At 66.7% G+C, this 19256-nt stretch carries 16 protein-coding genes; 2 read left to right on the forward strand and 14 right to left on the reverse strand.

From position 1 onward, the window contains the following. Positions 1-6: 6 nt before the first annotated feature. Both secD and yajC read right to left on the reverse strand, forming a co-directional pair. The gene (secD, locus tag MNI96_RS02015; protein WP_249689907.1) at positions 7-1617 is read right to left on the reverse strand and encodes a protein translocase subunit SecD; all 1611 of its coding nucleotides are present in this window, start codon (positions 1615-1617) and stop codon (positions 7-9) included. Positions 1618-1694: 77 nt separating this feature from the next. Then, positions 1695-2030, reverse strand: coding sequence for a preprotein translocase subunit YajC (gene yajC / locus MNI96_RS02020; RefSeq protein WP_249689909.1), 336 nt, complete (start codon positions 2028-2030; stop codon positions 1695-1697). Between the two features lie 255 nt (positions 2031-2285). Between yajC and MNI96_RS02025 the strand changes: the two genes are divergently transcribed. After that, positions 2286-3182: an ATP-binding protein gene (locus MNI96_RS02025; protein WP_249689911.1), complete on the forward strand. Its 897-nt coding sequence runs from the start codon at positions 2286-2288 to the stop codon at positions 3180-3182. Positions 3183-3270: 88 nt separating this feature from the next. Here MNI96_RS02025 and MNI96_RS02030 read toward each other — a convergent pair whose 3' ends face one another. The 5 genes from MNI96_RS02030 to MNI96_RS02050 form a co-directional block, all read right to left on the reverse strand. Continuing rightward, positions 3271-3804, reverse strand: a complete 534-nt coding sequence (locus MNI96_RS02030) for a DUF2155 domain-containing protein (RefSeq protein ID WP_249689913.1) — start codon at positions 3802-3804, stop codon at positions 3271-3273. A gap of 28 nt (positions 3805-3832) precedes the next feature. After that, positions 3833-6676: a valine--tRNA ligase gene (locus tag MNI96_RS02035; RefSeq protein WP_249689915.1), complete on the reverse strand. Its 2844-nt coding sequence runs from the start codon at positions 6674-6676 to the stop codon at positions 3833-3835. A gap of 157 nt (positions 6677-6833) precedes the next feature. Further along, complete coding sequence (locus tag MNI96_RS02040; RefSeq protein WP_349629113.1) at positions 6834-7424, reverse strand: PopZ family protein; 591 nt, start codon at positions 7422-7424, stop codon at positions 6834-6836. 312 nt (positions 7425-7736) lie between these two features. Continuing rightward, positions 7737-9119: a TolC family outer membrane protein gene (locus tag MNI96_RS02045; RefSeq protein ID WP_249689919.1), complete on the reverse strand. Its 1383-nt coding sequence runs from the start codon at positions 9117-9119 to the stop codon at positions 7737-7739. A gap of 398 nt (positions 9120-9517) precedes the next feature. After that, positions 9518-10180 carry a protein-L-isoaspartate O-methyltransferase family protein gene (locus MNI96_RS02050; protein ID WP_249689921.1) on the reverse strand — a complete coding sequence of 221 codons (663 nt, stop codon included), beginning with the start codon at positions 10178-10180 and terminating at the stop codon, positions 9518-9520. A gap of 314 nt (positions 10181-10494) precedes the next feature. On the opposite strand from MNI96_RS02050, the gene MNI96_RS02055 reads away from it, so the two are divergent. Continuing rightward, positions 10495-10839, forward strand: coding sequence for a hypothetical protein (locus MNI96_RS02055; RefSeq protein ID WP_249689923.1), 345 nt, complete (start codon positions 10495-10497; stop codon positions 10837-10839). Here MNI96_RS02055 and MNI96_RS02060 read toward each other — a convergent pair. The 7 genes from MNI96_RS02060 to nuoL all read right to left on the reverse strand — a co-directional run bounded on the left by MNI96_RS02060 (position 10785) and on the right by nuoL (position 19251). Next, positions 10785-11054 (reverse strand): DUF1467 family protein, encoded by a 270-nt coding sequence (locus tag MNI96_RS02060; protein WP_249689925.1) that lies wholly within the window; start codon positions 11052-11054, stop codon positions 10785-10787. The two genes, MNI96_RS02055 and MNI96_RS02060, sit on opposite strands and share 55 nt — an antisense overlap. Positions 11055-11102: 48 nt before the next feature. Next, on the reverse strand, positions 11103-11507 hold the full coding sequence (gene mce / locus MNI96_RS02065) for a methylmalonyl-CoA epimerase (RefSeq protein ID WP_249689927.1): 405 nt from the start codon (positions 11505-11507) through the stop codon (positions 11103-11105). 120 nt (positions 11508-11627) lie between these two features. Further along, complete coding sequence (locus tag MNI96_RS02070) at positions 11628-13325, reverse strand: ribonuclease J (RefSeq protein ID WP_249689929.1); 1698 nt, start codon at positions 13323-13325, stop codon at positions 11628-11630. A gap of 167 nt (positions 13326-13492) precedes the next feature. Further along, complete coding sequence (locus MNI96_RS02075; RefSeq protein WP_249689931.1) at positions 13493-14269, reverse strand: biotin--[acetyl-CoA-carboxylase] ligase; 777 nt, start codon at positions 14267-14269, stop codon at positions 13493-13495. A 32-nt stretch (positions 14270-14301) separates the two neighbouring features. Further along, complete coding sequence (gene nuoN, locus MNI96_RS02080) at positions 14302-15756, reverse strand: NADH-quinone oxidoreductase subunit NuoN (RefSeq protein WP_249689934.1); 1455 nt, start codon at positions 15754-15756, stop codon at positions 14302-14304. Positions 15757-15778: 22 nt separating this feature from the next. After that, on the reverse strand, positions 15779-17290 hold the full coding sequence (locus MNI96_RS02085; protein ID WP_249689936.1) for an NADH-quinone oxidoreductase subunit M: 1512 nt from the start codon (positions 17288-17290) through the stop codon (positions 15779-15781). After that, positions 17290-19251: an NADH-quinone oxidoreductase subunit L gene (nuoL, locus tag MNI96_RS02090; RefSeq protein WP_249689938.1), complete on the reverse strand. Its 1962-nt coding sequence runs from the start codon at positions 19249-19251 to the stop codon at positions 17290-17292. The genes MNI96_RS02085 and nuoL overlap by 1 nt, the downstream gene beginning before the upstream one ends. Positions 19252-19256 lie beyond the last annotated feature (5 nt).

Below are 19256 nucleotides of genomic sequence, written 5' to 3' on the forward strand. Positions count from 1 at the left end.
CGGCGCTCAGAGCGTCAGTTTGCTCGGGCGCTTCCAGCGCACCCACAAGGACACGAGCAGGCGCGACACCGTGAAGGCCGAGAAGACCGTCGTGAAGATGCCGATGGCCAGCGTCACGGCAAAGCCGCGGATCGGGCCGGAGCCGAGCTGGAAGAGGATGAGCGCCGCAATGAGCGTCGTGATGTTGGCGTCGAGGATGGTTCCCAGCGCCCGCGAATAGCCCGCGTCGATGGCGCTGATGGCGGACCGCCCGGCGCGCAATTCCTCGCGGATGCGCTCGAAGATGAGCACGTTGGCATCGACCGCCATGCCGATGGTGAGCACGATGCCGGCGATGCCCGGCAGTGTCAGCGTGGCCTGCAATGTGGTCAGGGCGCCGAAGATCATCACGATGTTCGTCGCCAGCGCAATATCGGCGATGACGCCGAACCGGCCATAGGCGAGGATCATGAATCCGATCACCAACACGCCGCCGATCAGCGCGGCGATGCGGCCCGCATCGACCGAATCCTGCCCCAGGCCCGGACCGATGGAGCGCTCCTCCACCACCGACAGCTTGGCCGGCAGGGCGCCGGCGCGCAGCAGCACGGCGAGGTCGTTGGCGCTTTCCACGGTGAAGCTGCCGGAAATCTGGCCCGAACCGCCGGTGATCGGCTCCCGGATGACCGGGGCAGAGATCACCTCGTTGTCGAGGACGATGGCGAAGGGACGGCCGACATTGCGTTGAGTCGCGACCGAGAAGGTGCGCGCGCCCGAGGTGTTGAAGCGGAAATTGACCACCGGCTCGTTGCTGCGCGAATCGAAGGACACCTGCGCATCCACCAGATCCTCGCCCGTCAGCAGCGGGGTTTCCTCCAGCAGATACGGGAACGGCGGATCGTCCATGGAATACATGACGACGGTGCCGACCGGCGGGCGGCTCTGCAGTGCCTGCTCCGGCGACATCGACTGGTCGACCATGTGGAAGGTGAGCTGCGCGGTCTGGCCGATCAGCTCCTTCAGGCGCTGGGGATCACCCTCGCCCGGCGCTTCCACGAGGATGCGGTCCTCGCCCTGGCGCTGGATGCTCGGCTCCGTCGTGCCGAACTCGTCGAGACGCAGTCGAATCACCTCGATCGACTGCTGCACGATGGTGCTGATGCGCTGGGTCAGGCCCTGCTCGGTATAGGTGAAGCGGACAAGGCCGTCGTCGGCCACGTCGATGGCGAACTCGTTGACGGTCTGGCCGCCGAACAGGTTGGTCACCAGCGGGTTGGTCAGCTCGTTCAGCCGGGTGCGGGCATCGTCGAGCCGCGCGGTGTCGCGGATGCGCACCTGCACGCCGTTGCCCTGCACGCCGAGGCCGGTATAGCCGATGCGCGGCTCGTCGCGCAGCTTCTGGCGGATGTCGCCTTCCAGCGTCTTCAGCCGCTTCTGCACGTAATCGGCGCGGTCCACCTCGTAGAGGAGATAGGCGCCGCCCTGAAGATCCAGACCCAGCACGATCTGGCGAGAGGGCAACCAGTCCGGCAACGCGCGCAAGGCCGCAGGCGACAGGAAGTTCGGCAGGGTGGTGATCGCCCCGGCGAGAATGACGAGGACGATCAGCGTGACCTTCCAGCGTGCGAAATAGAGCATGACGTTGCCGCTTCTGGTGTTCCGGCGGGCCGCCTGCTGACGATCCGCCGGACTGGGAAAAGGTTAGACCGGAAAGGTCAGCCGTTGTCCTTGACGGGCTCGGACTTGGACCGGACTTCCGTGATCATGCTGCGCACGGCGCGCACCTTCAGCCCTTCGGCGAGTTCCAGCTGCACTTCGCCGTCGTCCACCACCTTGGAGACCTTACCGATCAGGCCGCCGGCGGTGACGACCGTGTCGCCGCGGCGCAGGTTCGCGACCATCTCCTGGTGCTGCTTCATGCGCTGGCGCTGCGGCCGGATGATCAGGAAATACATGATCACGAAGATCAGCACGAACGGCAGCAGCGACATCAGAAGGTCGGTCGAGCCACCGGCGCCGGCTCCCTGCGCATAGGCTGGCGAAATCAGCATGTACATCTCCCTTAGCCGCCCGTGTATCGCGTTTTCGCGATCACTCCACGAGGCCGGCTCCTGAATGAAAGTCGCGCGGACTATACAAGTCGCGCCGGTCTTTGCAAGACGAACCGCGCGGTTCGCGGCCCGCATCCGCCGGCATTTTCCCGGCTTTGGCGCGGCCTTCGACCGTGCTAGGAAATTCCCCCCGCACTTCTGCTACCGGTCATCTTGACCCGGCAGGCCCCATCACAAAAGACCCACGGCACAGATATGGATCCCGCACAGCAGTACAAGACCCAGGTCGACCAACTGGCCAGCCGCCTCGACACGCTGATCGAGCTGATTTCACGGGCGGTGCCGCCGGCGCGCCCCGCCCTCGACTTCGCCGCCGCCGACGCCTTCGTCTGGCAGGCCGACACGGGTTCGCTGGAGCCGGTTGCGAAGGTGAACCGGGTGGATATCGGCCTGCTGCAGGGCGTCGACCGGGCCCGCGACCAGCTGGTCGACAACACGATGCGCTTCGCCAGCGGCTTTGCCGCCAACAACGTCCTGCTGTGGGGCGCGCGCGGCATGGGCAAATCGTCGCTGGTCAAGGCGACCCATGCCCATGTCAATGCCGAACTGGCGCGCCGCGGCGTGGCCGAGCGGCTGAAACTGATCGAGATCCACCGCGAGGACATCGAGAGCCTGCCGGCCCTGATGAAGCTGGTGAAGACCGGCGGCCACCGCACCATCGTCTATTGCGACGATCTCAGCTTCGACAGCGGCGACGCCTCCTACAAGTCGCTGAAGGCCGCGCTCGACGGCGGCATCGAGGGCCGGCCCGACACGGTGCTGTTCTACGCCACCTCCAACCGCCGCCACCTCTTGCCGCGAGACATGATCGAGAACGAGCGCTCGACCGCGATCAATCCGGGCGAAGCGGTGGAGGAGAAGGTCTCCCTGTCGGACCGTTTCGGCCTGTGGCTCGGTTTCCACAAGTGCAGCCAGGACGAGTTCCTGGCGATGATCGACGGCTATGTGACGCATTACGGCCTCGACTACGACCCGGCGACCTTGCGCGCCGAGGCGCTGGAATGGGCGACCACCCGCGGCAGCCGCTCGGGCCGCGTCGCCTTCCAGTTCATCCAGGACCTGGCCGGCCGGCTGGGCCGCAGCCTCGCCTGAGGCGGGCGCGCCCTCACCCGAAAATACGAACGGCGGCCGGATCTCTCCGGCCGCCGTTTTCGTTCGGGCCATGATCTATGCCTGCCCCTCACATCGGCGGCTTGCGCCGCGGCGTGAGCTGCTCGGCTCCGAGTTCGGGCTTGGTACCGGCCAGCGGATCCTCGCCGGCGGCCGCTTCCTCGGAAATCGGCGGGCCGCTGTAGTTGGGCGGCGGGGCAACGCTGGAGGACTGTTTGCAGTCGGTCAGCCACACGTCGTAGACGGCGTGCTCGACCGCGTGCAGGCCGGGGCTCGCCGCGAACATCCACCCCGTGAAGATCCGCCGAACCTCGTTGTTCAGCGTGATCTCGTCCACCTCGACGAAGGCGGTGGTCTGCGGCGCCTCGGTCTCGGGCCGGGTGTTGCACTGGCGCGGCGTCACCTGCAGCGCGCCGAACTGCACCGTCTCGCCGATATAGACGTCGAAGCTGATGATGCGGCCGGTGATCTTGTCGAGGCCCGAGAACACGGCGACCGGGTTCTCGATCTTTTCGGCAAGGGCCGGCGACAGGCCCGTCAACAGCACGATCGCCGCGCCCGCCACACCGGGCAGGAAGCTCCGCAACTCCGCAGCCAGCTTCATCCGCACTTCCCTCGCTCAGCTTGCCGGATCACGCATGCGACAGATCGGCAAGGCGCTTGCGCGCCTCCACGACCTTGTCGCGCAACTCCACGAGTTCCGCCCGCTTTTCCTGTTCCGCGACGACGATCTCTTCCGGCGCCTTGGCGACGAAAGCCGGATTGCCGAGCTTCTTGTCGATCCGGGCGATCTCGCCGTCCAGCCTGGCTTCCTCCTTGGCAAGCCGGGCCGCCTCGGCACCAAGATCGATGAAATCGGCAAGAGGAAGGCAGAAGACCGCCTCTCCACTGACAATCTGCACCGAACCGCGCGGCGGCGCATCGGCGAGCGAAACGCTTTCGGCCCTCGCCAGCCGCAGCAGCGCCGCCTCGTGGGTGGCGAGCCGCTGGCGGGTAACCTCGTTGGCGCCGGTGACGACCAGCGGCACGCGGGCGCCGGCCGGCACGTTCATTTCGGCACGCACCGAGCGGATCGAGGTGATCAGGTCCACCAGCCAGTTGATCTCGGCCGCCGAGGACTGGTCGCCGCCCGCCGAAACCGGCCAGCGTGTGTGGACGAGCAGCCGCTCGCGGGCGGCCCCGGCATCGCCCTCGACGCTGCGAGCCCACAGCTCCTCGGTCATGAACGGCATGAACGGATGCAGCACCTTGAGGATCTCGTCGAGCACCCAGGCGGCGGTGGCGCGGGTTTCCTCGCGCGCATCCTCGCTGCCCTCGCCGAAGATCGGCTTGGCCAGCTCCAGATACCAGTCGCAATAGGTGTTCCAGACGAAGCGGTAGGCCGCGCCTGCCGCCTCGTTGAAGCGGAAGCCTTCCAGCGCCTCGGTGACCTCGGCGATGCAGCGCCCGGTTTCCGTGACGATCCAGCGGTTGACGGTCTCGCGCACCGCGACCGGATCGAAACCGGCGGGACGCTTGCCGCCGTTCATCTCCACGAAGCGGGCCGCGTTCCACAGCTTGGTGACGAAGTTGCGGTAGCCGGCAACCCGGCCCGTCGCCAGCTTGATGTCGCGCCCTTGGGCTGCCATCGCCGCCAGGGTGAAGCGCAGCGCGTCGGCGCCGTACTCGTCGATCAGGGCGAGCGGATCGATGACGTTGCCCTTCGACTTCGACATCTTCTGGCCCTTCTCGTCGCGGACCAGGGCGTGGATGTAGACCGTGTGGAAGGGCTCGGTCTTCATGTAGTGATCGCCGAACATCATCATCCGGGCGACCCAGAAGAAGATGATGTCGAAGCCGGTGATCAGAACGCTCGTCGGGTAGTAGTTGGCGAGCTCCGGCGTCTTGTCCGGCCAGCCGAGCGTGGAGAACGGCCACAGCGCCGAGGAGAACCAGGTGTCGAGCACGTCCTCGTCACGGTAGAGCGCAACCGTGCCCTCCCCGCCGCTTTCCCAGCGGGCGAGCGCCGCCTCCATGTCGACGACCTCGACCTCGCGGGCGTAATGGGCGCGCGCGGCCTCCAGCGCTTCTTCCTCGCTGCGCTCGACGAAGATCTTGCCGTCCGGGCCGTACCAGGCCGGGATGCGGTGGCCCCACCACAGCTGGCGCGAGATGCACCAGGGCTGGATGTTCTCCATCCACTCGTAATAGGTCTTGTCCCAGTTGCGCGGAACGAAGTTGGTCCGCCCCTCGCGCACGCTGGCGATCGCCGGCTGGGCCAGCGTCTTGGCGTCGACATACCACTGGTCGGTCAGCAGCGGCTCGATCGGCACGCCGCCGCGGTCGCCATGCGGGACCATGTGCGTGTGCGGCTCGACCCGGTCGAGCAGGCCGAGCTCCTCCATCCGCGCAACCAGGCGCTTGCGCACGTCGAAGCGGTCACAGCCCTCGTAGGCCGAGATCGTCTCGGACAGCTCGGCGCTTTCGGCAACGCCCTTCAGGAACTCCGGGTTCTCGGCAAGGCGGACCTTCGCCTCGCGGTCGAGGACGGAGATCATCGGCAGGTCGTGGCGACGGCCGACCTCGAAGTCGTTGAAATCATGCGCCGGGGTGATCTTGACCGCGCCCGAGCCCGCATCCGGGTCGGCATAGTCGTCGGCGACGATGGGGATGCGGCGCCCGACCAGCGGCAGCACCACATGCTTGCCGATCAGGCCCTTGTAGCGCGGATCCTCCGGGTTCACGGCAACCGCCGTGTCGCCGAGCATGGTCTCGGGGCGGGTCGTGGCGACGGTGATGTAGTCGCGCGTCTCGAACTCGGTCGCGTTGCCGTCCTCGTCCCAGGCGACCGGCGCCTCGAACGTCTCGCCGCCCTCCAGCGGATAACGGAAGTGCCAGAGATTGCCTTTGATCTCGATCTGCTCGACCTCGAGGTCGGAGATCGCGGTCAGCAGCTTCGGGTCCCAGTTGACCAGCCGCTTGTCCTTGTAGATCAGCCCGTCGCGGTAAAGGCCGACGAAGACCTCCAGCACGGCGCGGGACAGGCCCTCGTCCATGGTGAAGCGCTCGCGCGACCAGTCGCAGGAGGCGCCGAGCCGCTTGAGCTGATTGATGATCATGCCGCCGGATTCGGCCTTCCACTCCCACACGCGCTCGACGAAGGCCTCGCGGCCCATGTCGCGGCGGCCCGGCTCCTGGCGCTCGGCCAGCTGGCGTTCGACGACCATCTGCGTGGCGATGCCGGCATGGTCCATGCCCGGCTGCCACAGCACGTCGCGCCCGCGCATGCGCTCGAAGCGGATGAGAATGTCCTGCAGCGTGTTGTTGAGCGCATGGCCCATGTGCAGGGAGCCCGTCACGTTGGGCGGCGGGATGACGATCGAATAGGACGCTGCGCCCGGCTCGGCGCCGGCTCCCGCCTTGAAGGCATCCGCCTCGTCCCAGGTCTCGGCGATCCTGGGTTCGACTGTGGCAGCGTCATAGGTCTTGTCGAGCATCGGTTTTCCCGGGGATTTGAGAACTGATCGCGTGGTTACTCGCTGGCGCGGCGCCAAGTCAACCATTGCGCGGTGGCATCGCGCGGTGGCGGGGGCGCCACCGGAAACGAAAACGCCGCCCGGTGGGCGGCGTTTCGAGCGGAAGCAGCGCCAGGGCTCAGCGCCCGCGCGATACCCGCTCGATCTCCTGGCGTACGAGCCGCTCCACCAGGGGCGGAAGGTTCTCGTCGAGCCAGCCCTTCAGCATCGGCCGCAGCATCTCCTTGACGAGATCCTCCAGCGTACGGGCATTGTTGGACAGGATCGTGCCGGCGAGATTGTGGAACGCCGCCTGGACCGCCTGGTTTGCGTCGGGAGACAACAGATCCTCGCCGTCCGGAACAGCAGACCCACGGGGCGCCGCGCGCGGGGCGGACGCCGGCTCTTCGTCGACGAAGGCCACATCGCCGGCCTCGTCCTCGTCGGATCCCAGTCCCTCGACCATGTCGAACGCATCGAGGTCGACCTCGTCGGCCTCGACGGCCTGCTCCTCGGTCAGTTGCAGGACATCATCGGTGTCCGGCTCGTCCTCGGCCTCGATCTCCACCTCGTCGTCGCCTGCGGAATCGAACAGCTTGTCGAGGTCGTCCTGCGACATCTCCTCGCCGGCGGCGGGCATCGCCTCTTCCGGCTCGGCCCCTGCCTTTCCGCCTGCAGACGTGTCTTCATCGGAGATGATCCGGCGAATGGACGCCAGGATTTCTTCCATTGAAGGTTCTTGAGCTTGACTGGCGTTGGCCATACCGATCCCCGCACTCGAAAACTCTGCGTCCGGCCCGCAGGCCGGGAAGCTTCTGACCGTCTGCAGCCCTTGGCGGAACTGCCGAGTCGATCACGAAAAACTATAACGTGTTAAGCCGCCGGGGGAAACGCACCACCGCGCCGCGATGACCCCGAGCCGACCCGAACGGGCCAACAATTCCCCGATTCGGGCCATTTTGCACGAAAAACCGCCCCTGAACTGTCAGGAGCGGTCCTTCCCGATGCGGGAGCGCGGGCGGGACGGGCCCGCCGCTTTCGCTCAGCGGCCGTCCGGCGTCTTCAGTCCGTACCAGCTGTTGCGCACCTTCTTGTAGTGCGCGGTCTCGTCGTAGCGGGCCACGGCAAGGCCGATCTGGTCGGAGGTCAGGCGCCCGATGGCCGAAATCAGGGAATAGGCCGCGACCGTGCGGTTGCGCTGCGCGCTGATCAGGCTGACCCGGCTGTTGACCAGATCGAACTGCGCATTGAGCACGTCCAGCGTGGTACGCTGGCCCACGCGCTGCTCCTCGATGACGCCTTCCAGCGCCAGCTGGTTGGCCGAAACCGCATCCTCGCCGGCCTGGATCGAGGCCAGCGCCGCCTGATACTGCCCCCAGGCGGAGACGACATTGGCGCGGATCTGGTCGCGGGCCACATCGAGCTGGATCTGGGTCTGGCCGAGATCTTCCTTCGCCTGCCGCACGCGCGACGACACGGCGCCGCCCTGGTAGAGCGGGATGGACACGCGGCCGAAGATGCTGGCGCTGTCCACCGTGTCGGTGCTGGGCGAGGACGGCGGACGCCACTGGCGCTGCAGGTCGGCCTCGACGGTGACGGTCGGCAGCAGCTCGCCCTCGATGGTCTTGACGCCGAACGTGCCGGCATCGACGAGATGCTGCGCCGCAAGGATGGACGGATGGTTGGCGGCGCTGAGGTTAAGCGCCTCGTCCAGCGAGCGCGGCATCCGGCCGTAGATCGTGGTTCGGGCGGACAGCGACTTCGGATCCGAGCCGACGACCTGGCGGTAGATGGCCCGCGCGGTGTTGACGTTGGCCATCGCCAGGTTGAGGTCCGACTGGGCCTCCGAGTAGCGGGCCCGTGCCTGCGACACGTCGGTGCGGGTGCCCTCGCCCACCTCGAACCGGTCCTGCGCCGCGCGCACCTGCTCCGAGAGGAACGCAAGGCTGCTGCGCCGCAGCGAGACGATGGCGGTGGTGCTGATGACGTCCATATAGGCGGTCGCCGCATCCAGCATCACCGCCTGCTCGGTCGCCCGCAGGCTCTCGCGCTCGGCCCGCACCACGGCCTCGGCCTGGCGAACCGAGTTCACCGTGCGGAAGCCGCGGAACAGGGCTTGCGAAATGGACAGGCCGACGGAGGCCGTGTTGCCGTAGCGCGAGCGGCCCGGATCGCTGTTGGTGTGCTGCGCGCCGACATCGAGGCGCCCGAAGATCTGCGGGCGCCAGCCCGACAGCGCCTGCGGCACCGATTCATTGACCGAGCGCAGCGCCGCACGGGCCGCGTTCAGCGTGGGATTGTCGGAATAGGCCTGAGCCAACGCCTGGTCGATCGACTGCGCGCGTCCCGTCGCGGGCACGCCAGCGACCGCCACCGCAAGCGCGGTCGCAAAGAGCCATGAACCCGTCCGCTTCACCTTGAACACCCCTGTACAACTCCGGAGCAGCCACGACGGCAGAATCACCGGCGGCCGACTTCTGTTTGACGCGGGTCCCCGTGACCCATGATCCTGCCTGTACGGATCCGCGGTTTTCCGGTCCGCCCCAGGGGCGCCCGCCGCTTTTTGATCCCTTGCGCGCCGCGATCTGTCCCGCAACGCCGCATGCCGGCCGCCTGCCCTCCAGCAGACGTTCCACGGCACGGCTACTGTTATCTCCCGCCGGGCACGACACAACCTTTCAAAGGTAACCGCGCACGCATTCGCAAGCGGCTGCGACCTCTCGGCAACACCTGTGCCCGAAAGTCACGTTGCGGAAAATGGAAGGGCCGCGCGGACACCGGTCCGGCGCGGCCCTCGATCTTGCAAAAAACCCTGGAAAACCGTCAGAAGACGAATTCCTTCGGGCGCTCGAAGCCCGGAAGCAGATGCGCCGAGGCGTTGAATGCGAAACGGCCGGAGACCGCGTCGCCCGAGCGCACATGGAGTTCGGCCTGGCCCGCCCCGCCGAGGCCGCGCACGACCACGAGCCGGCCGCCATCCTTGAGCTGCGCCGTCAGGGACGGCGGCAGCACCTCGACGGCGCCGTCGACGAAAATCACGTCATAGGGGCCTTCCGAGGCCCCGCCCTTGGCAAGGTCGCCCTCGATCACCGCCGCGTTCTCGATGCCGAGCTCCACCAGCAGCTCCGAGGCGGCCGCCGCGATCTGCGGATCCGACTCGATGCCGACGACCGACCCGGCCAGCTGCGCGAACACCGCAACGCTGTAGCCGGTGCCGCAGCCCACGCACAGCACCACCTCGCCCGGCTGGACGGCAGCGAGCTGCACCAGCTTGCCGAAGACATGCGGCTTCATCAGGTAACGGCTGGTCTCCCCGCTCGCCGCGAGGATGTCCTGGTCGCTATAGGCGATGCAGCGCTTGGACGCCGGCACGAACCGCTCCCGCGGCACGCTTTCCATCGCGTCCAGCACCCTCAGGTCCGTGACGTCGTTGGTCCGCAGCTGGTTGTCCACCATGTGGGTGCGGACCTGCTCGTAATCGCCCATTGCACGCCTCTTTTTGCGTTCTTGCCCCGGTCCGGCAGCGCCCGGCCCGGTCTCGCGCCGGCCCGCCAAAGCGGACCTGCAAACCCTCATCCGGTTCCTTACCGGGGTCCGGCCCGCCTGACAAGCCGCACGCATGCGCAAGTCCCCGGGAGGTCCGCATGGTGAGATAACGATGCAATCACGGCGTGCATCCGAGGATGGATCGGGGACGACGGGATAGCAGGCGATTTCCGCTGCAATCACGCATGAGCTTCGGTGGCAGGGCGACACCGGCGGCACCACATTGCGGTATAAGCCTGCCGAGGGAGTGCGTAATGCTGTTTGGCGATCCCAATGACAAGGCGCCCGCCCAGTCGGGCTGGTCCGTCGACTGGCGCTTCGACCAGCTCTTGCTGAAGCTGGGACGCTACGACCAGATGCCGCTTGCCCGCGGGCTTGCGGGACGCAGGTTCGGCTGCGACGACCTGTCTCTCCTCACCGGAGAGCAGAAGGCGCAGTTCATCTCCGCCTGCGAGCACGAACTGACGATTGCCATCGCCCTCGACGGACCCATGACCGGCACGCGGCCGGTCAAGCGCCTGCCGCACCTGCGGCCGCGCCGCCGTCAGCGGCTGCTGGGCGGCTTGAAGGGCAGGTCGTCGAGCGTCAATCCGGAATAGACCTTGAGCCAGTAGACCCCGGCGAAGATCGCGGCCGCGACGACCGTGGTGATCAGCGCCTTCTTCAGCAGCTGCGGCCGCTGGGGGGCACTGGATTCGGTGCCCGGGATCACCTCCCCGCTCTCGTCCTGCGTCACCACGCCGATCGGCAGGATCGCGAAGAGGATGATCCACCAGATGACGAAATAGATCGCGAGCGAAGATACGAGAGACACCGCTTTGCCTTTTTAACGGGATCGTTGCGCAAGATGAGCAGCAGGTCGTCAAACCTGCTCCAGTTCCACCAGGGTGCCGTTGAAATCCTTCGGATGCAGGAACAGCACCGGCTTGCCGTGGGCGCCGATCTTCGGCTCGCCCGTGCCCAGCACCCGCGCCCCCTTTTCCACCAGCCGGTCGCGGGCGGCGAGGATGTCCTCCACCTCGTAGCAGACATGGTGGATGCCACCGGACGGATTGCGCTCCAGGAAGGCAGTGATCGGCGAGTTCTCGCCGAGTGCTTCCAGCAGCTCGATCTTGGTGTTGGGCAGCTCGATGAAGACGACGGTGACGCCATGGTCCGGCTCGGGCTGGGGCTGCGACACCCGCGCCCCCAGCGTGTCGCGATAGGTCGCCGTCGCCGCCTCAAGGTCCGGCACGGCGATGGCCACATGGTTCAGGCGTCCGATCATCAGCTTCCCTCCGCAAGAAACGATGGCCGGGCCGCAGCGCCCGGTCCATCAGTCATGATCCATCAGTCATGATCCGTCACTCATGACGCATGGCGGGCGCGCCCGCCACCCGTCATTTGGTCACACGCGCTGGACCAGAGCCTCGGTCAGCGGCTTCTTGCCCCAGCAGTCGCGCACGGCCGCGCGCGCCGCGCGCCGTGCCGCCTCCGCGACGACATCGTCGTCCTTGCGCCGGTTCTTCGGAATGCTCTCCAGCGCGGAGATCACCTCGTCGATGACGATGTCCTCCAGGTCGTCGCCCTCGCGGTCGGTCTCGGGCAGGCCGAACAGCGACGCCATCGGCTCGCCGATCAACGCACCCTTGGCATCGATCACAATGCTGACGGTGATGGCACCGGCGAAGGAGAGCTTGCGCCGCTCGTTGACGCCCATCTCCTCGACGTCGCCATAGAGCAGACCGTCCTTGACCGTGATGCCGACCGGCACCTCGTCGACGACCGTCAGCTTGCCCGTCCCCAGCCGCACCACGTCGCCGTTGCGGGCGATGAGCGTGTCCTTGATGCCGTGGCGCATGGCAAGATCCCGGTGCGCCTTCAGGTGCATCGCCTCGCCATGCGCCGGAATAAGCGCCTTGGGCTTCAGCAGCTCGTAAAGCTGCACCAACTCGTCCTGGCGCGGGTGGCCGGACACATGCACCAGGGCGTCGCGGTCGGTGACGATGTCGACCTCGGCCTCGGCCAGCTTGTTGATGATGCTGCCGACCGCCTTCTCGTTGCCGGGGATCGTGCGGGAGGAAAAGATCACCGTGTCGCCCTTGGACAGCGCCACATTGCGATGATCGCCGGACGCGATGCGGGCAAGCGCCGCCCGCTCCTCGCCCTGGCTGCCGGTCAGCAGAAGCACGACGCGCTCCGGCGGCAGGTAGCCGTAGGCGTCTTCGGAGAGGAAGGCAGGCAAATCGTCGAGATAGCCGAGCTCGCGGGAGACCTCGATGGTGCGCTGCATGGAGCGGCCCATCACCACCACGTCGCGCTCGGCCTGCTGCGCGGCGAGCGCGACCGAGCGGATACGCGCAACGTTGGAGGCGAAGGTGGTCACGGCCACACGGCGCTTGGCCTTGCGGATGACCTTGGCAAGCCCCGTGGCGACGTCCGCCTCGCTGGGGCTCGAGCCCTCGCGCGGCGCATTGGTGCTGTCGCAGATCAGCGCGACCACGCCCTCCTCGCCGATCTCGGCCAGGCGCTGCGTGTCGATGGGCTGGCCGATGCCCGGCGTCGGATCGATCTTCCAGTCGCCCGAATGCAGCACGGTGCCGGCCGGGCTGCGGATCGCCAGCGCGCAGGGCTCGGGAATGGAGTGCGACATGGCGACGAACTCGACCTCGAACGGGCCGATCCCGACGCGCGCGCCCTGCTTCACCACGGTCACCGGGATCTTGCCGACGCCCGGCTCGCTTGCCGCCTTCGCCTCCAGCAGCGCCGCCGTGAAGGGGGTCATGTAGAGCGGCGCCTTGAGCCGCGGCCACAGGTGCACGATGGCGCCGTAGTGGTCCTCGTGCGCATGGGTGATGACGATGCCGTCGAGCCGGTCGAGCTCTTCCTCGATGAAGCGGATGTCGGGAACGACGATGTCGACGCCGGGAAGGTCCGGCCCGGCGAAGGTGACGCCGCAGTCGACCATCAGCCAGCGGCGGTCATGGGCCGGCCCGTAGCCGTAGAGCCCCATGTTCATGCCGATCTCGCCGAGGCCGCCGAGCGCGACGAAGACGAGCTCGTTCTCGCCCGTGCCCTTGCCGCCTGCCCTCTTTCTGGTGGCCATTGAATGCTCCTGTATGGACCGGGCAGGCAGCAGCGATCCTTGCGGATCCCGCCCCGGGCCGGTCGTTCGAATGCCGATATGGTCCGTCCGCCGCATGCGGACAGCCTCGTGTCGCGTTTGTGGTCACCGGCAGGGCATCCGCGACATGCCCGCCTGCAATCTCCTCGTCAGCCGGCCGGCTGGCCGGAGGCGGCCGTTCCGAGAGCCGCGCCATCGAAGAACACGTCGCCCGCGGCGATCGTCTGCCTCGTGTCGCCGGTCTCCAGCACCAGCCGCCCCTCCGGGTCGAGCCCGGCGAAAATCCCGTTCAGTTCGCGGTCCTCGAGCCGCACCCGGATCGGCGCGCCGATGCCGACCGCACGGCGCCGCCAGTCGTCCAGGGTCTGCGAGAACGGCGCCTCGCGCCAGCGCGTCATGTGCCGCGCGAGGCTGACGGCAAGCGCTTCGAAAGCGCGCTCCGGACCGACCGGAAAACCGAGCCCGGCAAGACTCGCCGCCTTATAGTCCGGCAGATCCGGATGATGCGAAAGGTTGAGCCCGAAGCCGCATACCACCGCGCGCCGTCCGTCGGCAAGCATGGTAGCCTCCAGCAGGATGCCGGAGATCTTGGCGCCGTCCACCAGCAGATCGTTCGGCCATTTCACCCGGACGAGGCCGTAGGAGCCGGTCATGGCGTCGACGGCGTCGGCAAGGGCAAGCGCCGCGACCAGCGGGAACTGGCCGATCCGCTCGGACGGAACCGGATCGATGGTCAGCAGGGAGGCATATAGGTTGCCGGGTTCGGAAACCCAAGGCCGGGCGCGCCGGCCGCGCCCGGAGGTCTGGCGGCCGGCGACGATCCACAGATTGCCCGGGTCGCCCTCTCCGGCCGCGGCAAGGGCGGCGCTGTTGGTCGACCCCAGTTCCGCGTGGGCGGCAACCCGGTATCCAGCGACGCCGGGCACCTCGCGGACCCGGCCGTCGAAGGCGAGCGTGCTCAGAACAGCGTCCCCGCCGCAGTGCCGGCCATCTCAACGATGGACCCGGCGAAGACCACGAAGAACACAACGAAGGCCGAGGACAGGCCGAGGGTGAACTTCAGCTCCACCGGCATCGGCAGGAACTGGCGCGCCGGCTCGTCGAAGAACATCACCTTGCAGATGCGCAGATAATAGTAGGCGCCGACCACCGAGGCGAGCATGCCGATCACCGCCAGCGGATAGAGCCCGGCCTCGACCGCTGCCAGGAACACGTAGAACTTGGCGAAAAAGCCGACGAAGGGCGGAATGCCGGCCAGCGAGAACATCAGGATGCCGAGCAGCACCGCCATCGGCAGGTTGGTGCGCGACAGGCCGGCAAGATCGGAGATCTCCTCGACCATGCCGTCCTTGCGCCGCATCGACAGGATGCAGGCGAAGGCCCCCAGCGTCATCGCCAGGTAGGCGGTCATGTAGATCATGACGCCCTCGACGCCGGCCTGCGAACCGGCGGCAAGGCCGACCAGCGCGAAGCCCATATGACCGATGGACGAATAGGCCATCAGGCGCTTGATGTTCTTCTGGCCGATCGCGGCGAAGGCGCCGAGCGCCATCGAGGCGATGGAGATGAAGACGACGATCTGCTGCCAGTCGTGGGTCACCGGCTCGAACGCCTCGATGACGACGCGGGTCATCAGGCCCATGGCGGCGATCTTCGGCGCGGCGGCGAAGAAGGCCGTCACCGGGGTCGGCGCGCCCTCGTAGACGTCCGGCGTCCACATGTGGAACGGCACGGCCGAGATCTTGAAGGCAAGGCCGGCGAGGATGAACACCAGGCCGAAGATCAGGCCGAGCGACGAGCCGCCCTGCGCGGTAACCGCCGCGGCGATGGCCGCAAAGCCGGTCTGGCCGGTGAAGCCGTAGACCAGCGACATGCCGTAGAGCAGCATGCCGGAGGACACCGAACCGAGGACGAAATATTTCAGGCCCGCCTCGGTGGAGCGCACGCTGTCGCGGTTGAACGCCGCGATGACGTAGAGCGCCAGCGACGACAGCTCGAGGCCGAGATAGAGCGTGATCAGGTCGTTCGCCGACAGCATCAGGAGCATGCCGAGCGTCGACAGCACGATCAGCACCGGATACTCGAACCGCTCGAAATTCTCGTTGCGGGCGAAGGCCACCGACATGGCGATGGCGAAGCCCGAGCCGATCAGCGTCAGCAGCTTGAGATAACGGGCGAAGCCGTCCAGCACGAAGGCACCGTGGAAGCTCAGCGTCTCGGTGATGCCGAACTGCGCCGGCAGCAGCAGCGGCAGCGCCGCCACCGCCAGCAGCGCGACCGACAGCGCGGTCACGTAGGGCGTGATCCTGCGGCCGCCGAACACGCCGATCATCAAGAGCGCGAGCGCGCCGACGGCGAGAAACAGCTCCGGCAGCGCGGGCGAGAGATCCGGGAGTTGGGAATAGGCGTTCATGGCGTCTTTCGTCCTCGGGACCTTACTGCGCCAGCATGGCGGTCGAGTGGGCCGCCTCGATCGCGGCCTGGTATTGCGTGACGAGCGCGTCCACGGAGGCGGCCGTGGCATCCAGGATCGGCGCCGGATAGAAGCCGAACAGGATGGTCAGGATGATCATCGGAACCAGGATCACCTTCTCGCGCAGCGTCAGGTCGGTGATCGACTTCAGGTTCTCCTTGTCGAGCACGCCGAACACCACGCGCCGGTAGAGGAAGAGCGCATAGGCGGCCGACAGGATGACGCCCGTGGTGGCGATCAGCGCCACCCAGGTGTTGACCTGGAATGCGCCCATCAGCGTCAGGAACTCGCCGACGAAGCCGCTGGTGCCCGGCAGGCCGACATTGGCCATAGTGAAGATCAGGAAGGCCACCGCATAGAACGGCATCCGGTTCACCAGACCGCCATAGGCGGAGATCTCGCGGGTGTGCATGCGGTCGTAGATCACGCCGACGCACAGGAACAGCGCGCCAGAGACGATGCCGTGCGAGAGCATCTGGAACAGCGCGCCCTGCACGCCCTGCTCCGTCATGGTGAAGATGCCCATGGTCACATAGCCCATGTGCGCCACCGAGGAGTAGGCGATCAGCTTCTTGATGTCTTCCTGGGCGAGCGCCACCAGCGAGGTGTAGACGATGGCCACCACCGAGAGGGTGAAGATCAGCGGTGCGAACATCTCGCTCGCCAGCGGGAACATCGGCAGAGAGAAGCGCAGGAAGCCGTAGCCGCCCATCTTCAGCAGGATCGCCGCCAGGATCACGGAGCCGGCCGTCGGCGCCTCCACGTGCGCATCCGGCAGCCAGGTGTGCACCGGCCACATCGGCATCTTCACCGCGAAGGAGGCGAAGAAGGCCAGCCACAGCCAGGTCTGCATGCCTTCCGGGAAGCCGTGCGACATCAGCGTCGGGATGTCGGTGGTGCCGGCGTTCCAGTACATCGCCATCAGCGCGATCAGCATCAGGAGCGAGCCGAGCAGCGTGTAGAGGAAGAACTTGTAGCTGGCATAGACGCGCCGCTTGCCGCCCCACACGCCGATGATCAGGAACATCGGGATCAGGCTGGCCTCGAAGAACACGTAGAACATGACCAGGTCCAGCGCGCAGAACACGCCGATCATCAGCGTTTCCAGCACCAGGAAGGCGATCATGTATTCCTTCACCCGCATCTGCACGCTCTGCCAGCTGGCGAGGATGCAGAAGGGCATCAGGAACGTGGTCAGGATGACGAACAGCATGGAGATGCCGTCGACGCCCATCCGGTAGCCGATGCTCGCGCCCAGCCACTCCCCGCTTTCCTGGAACTGGAAGCCGGGATTGGCCGCATCGAAGCCGCCCCAGATGAAGAGCGACACGATGAAGGTGAACACCGTGGTGATCAGCGCCACGCGGCGCATGTTCTCCTTCGCCCCCTCGTCCTCGCCGCGGACCAGCAGGATGAAGAAGACGCCGACCAGCGGAAGGAAGGTCGTGATCGAAAGAAGCGGCCAGTTGCTCATCAGTGAGCGCCCCCGACGGAGAACATGGACCAGGTGATCAGCGCGGCGACGCCGATCAGCATGGCGAATGCGTAGTGATAGAGATATCCGGTCTGCAGGCGCACGGCCCAGGAGCTGACGTCCTGGACGCGGGCGGCGATGCCGTCCGGTCCGAGCCGGTCGATGGTCGCCCCGTCGCCCTTCTTCCAGAGCTGGCGGCCGAGCCACATGGCGGGCCGGACGAAGATCGCGTCATACAGCTCGTCGAAGTACCACTTGTTGAGCAGGAAGCGGTACAGGCCGTCGTGACGCTCCGCCAGGCGGCGCGGGATCTCCGGCGAGCGGATGTAGAAGAGCCAGGCGAACGCGAAGCCGAGCACCATCATCACGAAGGGCGAGGCCTTCACCCACAGCGGCACCTCGTGGATGTCGTGCAGGATGTGGTTCTCTTCCGACGTAAACAGCGCCCCCTTCCAGAAGCCCTCGTAGCCCTCGCCCATGAAGACGCCGGCAAAGACGAGACCTGCGAACAACGCGCCGACCGCAAGGATCATCAGGGGCACGGTCATCACCAGCGGGCTCTCATGCACATGCTTCATCACGTCGACGGACGCGCGCGGCTTGCCGTGGAACGTCATGAAGGCAAGGCGCCAGGAGTAGAACGAGGTCAGGCCGGCAGCCGCCACGGTCAGCCAGAAGCCGTACATGGCGAAGGCGTTGTGGCCGACATAGGCCGCCTCGATCACACCGTCCTTGGAGAAGAAGCCGGCGGTCAGCGGGAAGCCGGTCAGCGCCAGCGTGCCGATCACCATCATCCAGTAGGTCAGCGGGATGTGCTTCCGAAGGCCGCCCATCTTGCGCATGTCCTGCTCGTTCGACACGGCATGGATCACCGAACCGGCGCCGAGGAACAGCAGCGCCTTGAAGAAGGCGTGCGTGAACAGGTGGAAGATCGCGATCGAGTAGCCGCCGACGCCGAGCGCGACGAACATGTAACCGAGCTGCGAGCAGGTCGAATAGGCGATCACGCGCTTGATGTCGTTCTGCACGAGGCCGACGGTCGCCGCGAAGAAGGCCGTGGTGGCGCCCACGAGCGTCACCACGGTCAATGCGGTGTGCGACAGCTCGAAGACCGGCGACAGGCGCGCCACCATGAACACGCCCGCGGTCACCATGGTCGCGGCGTGGATCAGCGCGGAGACCGGCGTCGGACCTTCCATCGCATCCGGCAGCCAGGTGTGCAGCAGGAACTGCGCCGACTTGCCCATGGCGCCCATGAACAGCAGCAGGCAGGTCACGGTCAGCGCCGCGTCCTGGGTCAGCTGGTAGCCGAGGAAGTCGAGCACGACGCGCGGCTCGCCTTCCGCCAAGGCCTGGGCATTGGCGAAGATCACGTCATAGTCGGCCGAGCCGAACAGGACGAAGAGGCCGAAGATGCCGAGGATGAAGCCGAAGTCACCGACGCGGTTGACCACGAAGGCCTTCATCGCCGCCGCGTTGGCCGAGGGCTTCTGGTACCAGAAGCCGATCAGCAGATACGAGGCGAGACCGACGCCCTCCCAGCCGAAGAACATCTGCAGCAGGTTGTCGGAGGTCACCAGCGTCAGCATGGCGAAGGTGAACAGCGACAGATAGGCGAAGAAGCGCGGCCGGTGCGGATCGTGGTGCATGTAGCCGATGGAGTAGACATGCACGAGCGCGGATACAGAGTTGACCACCACCAGCATGACGGCGGTCAGCGTATCGACGCGGATCGTCCACTCGGCATCGAACGTGCCGGAGGTGATCCAGCGCATCACCGGCTCCTTGACCACGGCGGTCTCGCCGTAGCCGATGGAGAAGAAGCCGATCCACGACAGGATGGCCGCCACGATCAGCAGGCCGGAGGTGACGTATTCGCTCGCCTTGGCGCCGATCACCCGGCCGAAGAGGCCGGCGATCAGGAAGCCGATCAGGGGCAGAAAGACGATAAGCTGGTACATCCTGC

This window comes from Stappia sp. WLB 29 (genome assembly GCF_023507705.1).
Classification (GTDB): Bacteria; Pseudomonadota; Alphaproteobacteria; order Rhizobiales; family Stappiaceae; genus Stappia.

Coding starts and splice junctions, on each gene's coding strand:
- secD (WP_249689907.1), bottom strand. CDS start 1,617: ATGCTCTATTTCGCACGCTGGAAGGTCACGCTGATCGTCCTCGTCATT.
- yajC (WP_249689909.1), bottom strand. CDS start 2,030: ATGCTGATTTCGCCAGCCTATGCGCAGGGAGCCGGCGCCGGTGGCTCG.
- MNI96_RS02025 (WP_249689911.1), top strand. CDS start 2,286: ATGGATCCCGCACAGCAGTACAAGACCCAGGTCGACCAACTGGCCAGC.
- MNI96_RS02030 (WP_249689913.1), bottom strand. CDS start 3,804: ATGAAGCTGGCTGCGGAGTTGCGGAGCTTCCTGCCCGGTGTGGCGGGC.
- MNI96_RS02035 (WP_249689915.1), bottom strand. CDS start 6,676: ATGCTCGACAAGACCTATGACGCTGCCACAGTCGAACCCAGGATCGCC.
- MNI96_RS02040 (WP_349629113.1), bottom strand. CDS start 7,424: ATGGAAGAAATCCTGGCGTCCATTCGCCGGATCATCTCCGATGAAGAC.
- MNI96_RS02050 (WP_249689921.1), bottom strand. CDS start 10,180: ATGGGCGATTACGAGCAGGTCCGCACCCACATGGTGGACAACCAGCTG.
- MNI96_RS02055 (WP_249689923.1), top strand. CDS start 10,495: ATGCTGTTTGGCGATCCCAATGACAAGGCGCCCGCCCAGTCGGGCTGG.
- mce (WP_249689927.1), bottom strand. CDS start 11,507: ATGATCGGACGCCTGAACCATGTGGCCATCGCCGTGCCGGACCTTGAG.
- MNI96_RS02070 (WP_249689929.1), bottom strand. CDS start 13,325: ATGGCCACCAGAAAGAGGGCAGGCGGCAAGGGCACGGGCGAGAACGAG.
- nuoN (WP_249689934.1), bottom strand. CDS start 15,756: ATGAACGCCTATTCCCAACTCCCGGATCTCTCGCCCGCGCTGCCGGAG.
- MNI96_RS02085 (WP_249689936.1), bottom strand. CDS start 17,290: ATGAGCAACTGGCCGCTTCTTTCGATCACGACCTTCCTTCCGCTGGTC.
- nuoL (WP_249689938.1), bottom strand. CDS start 19,251: ATGTACCAGCTTATCGTCTTTCTGCCCCTGATCGGCTTCCTGATCGCC.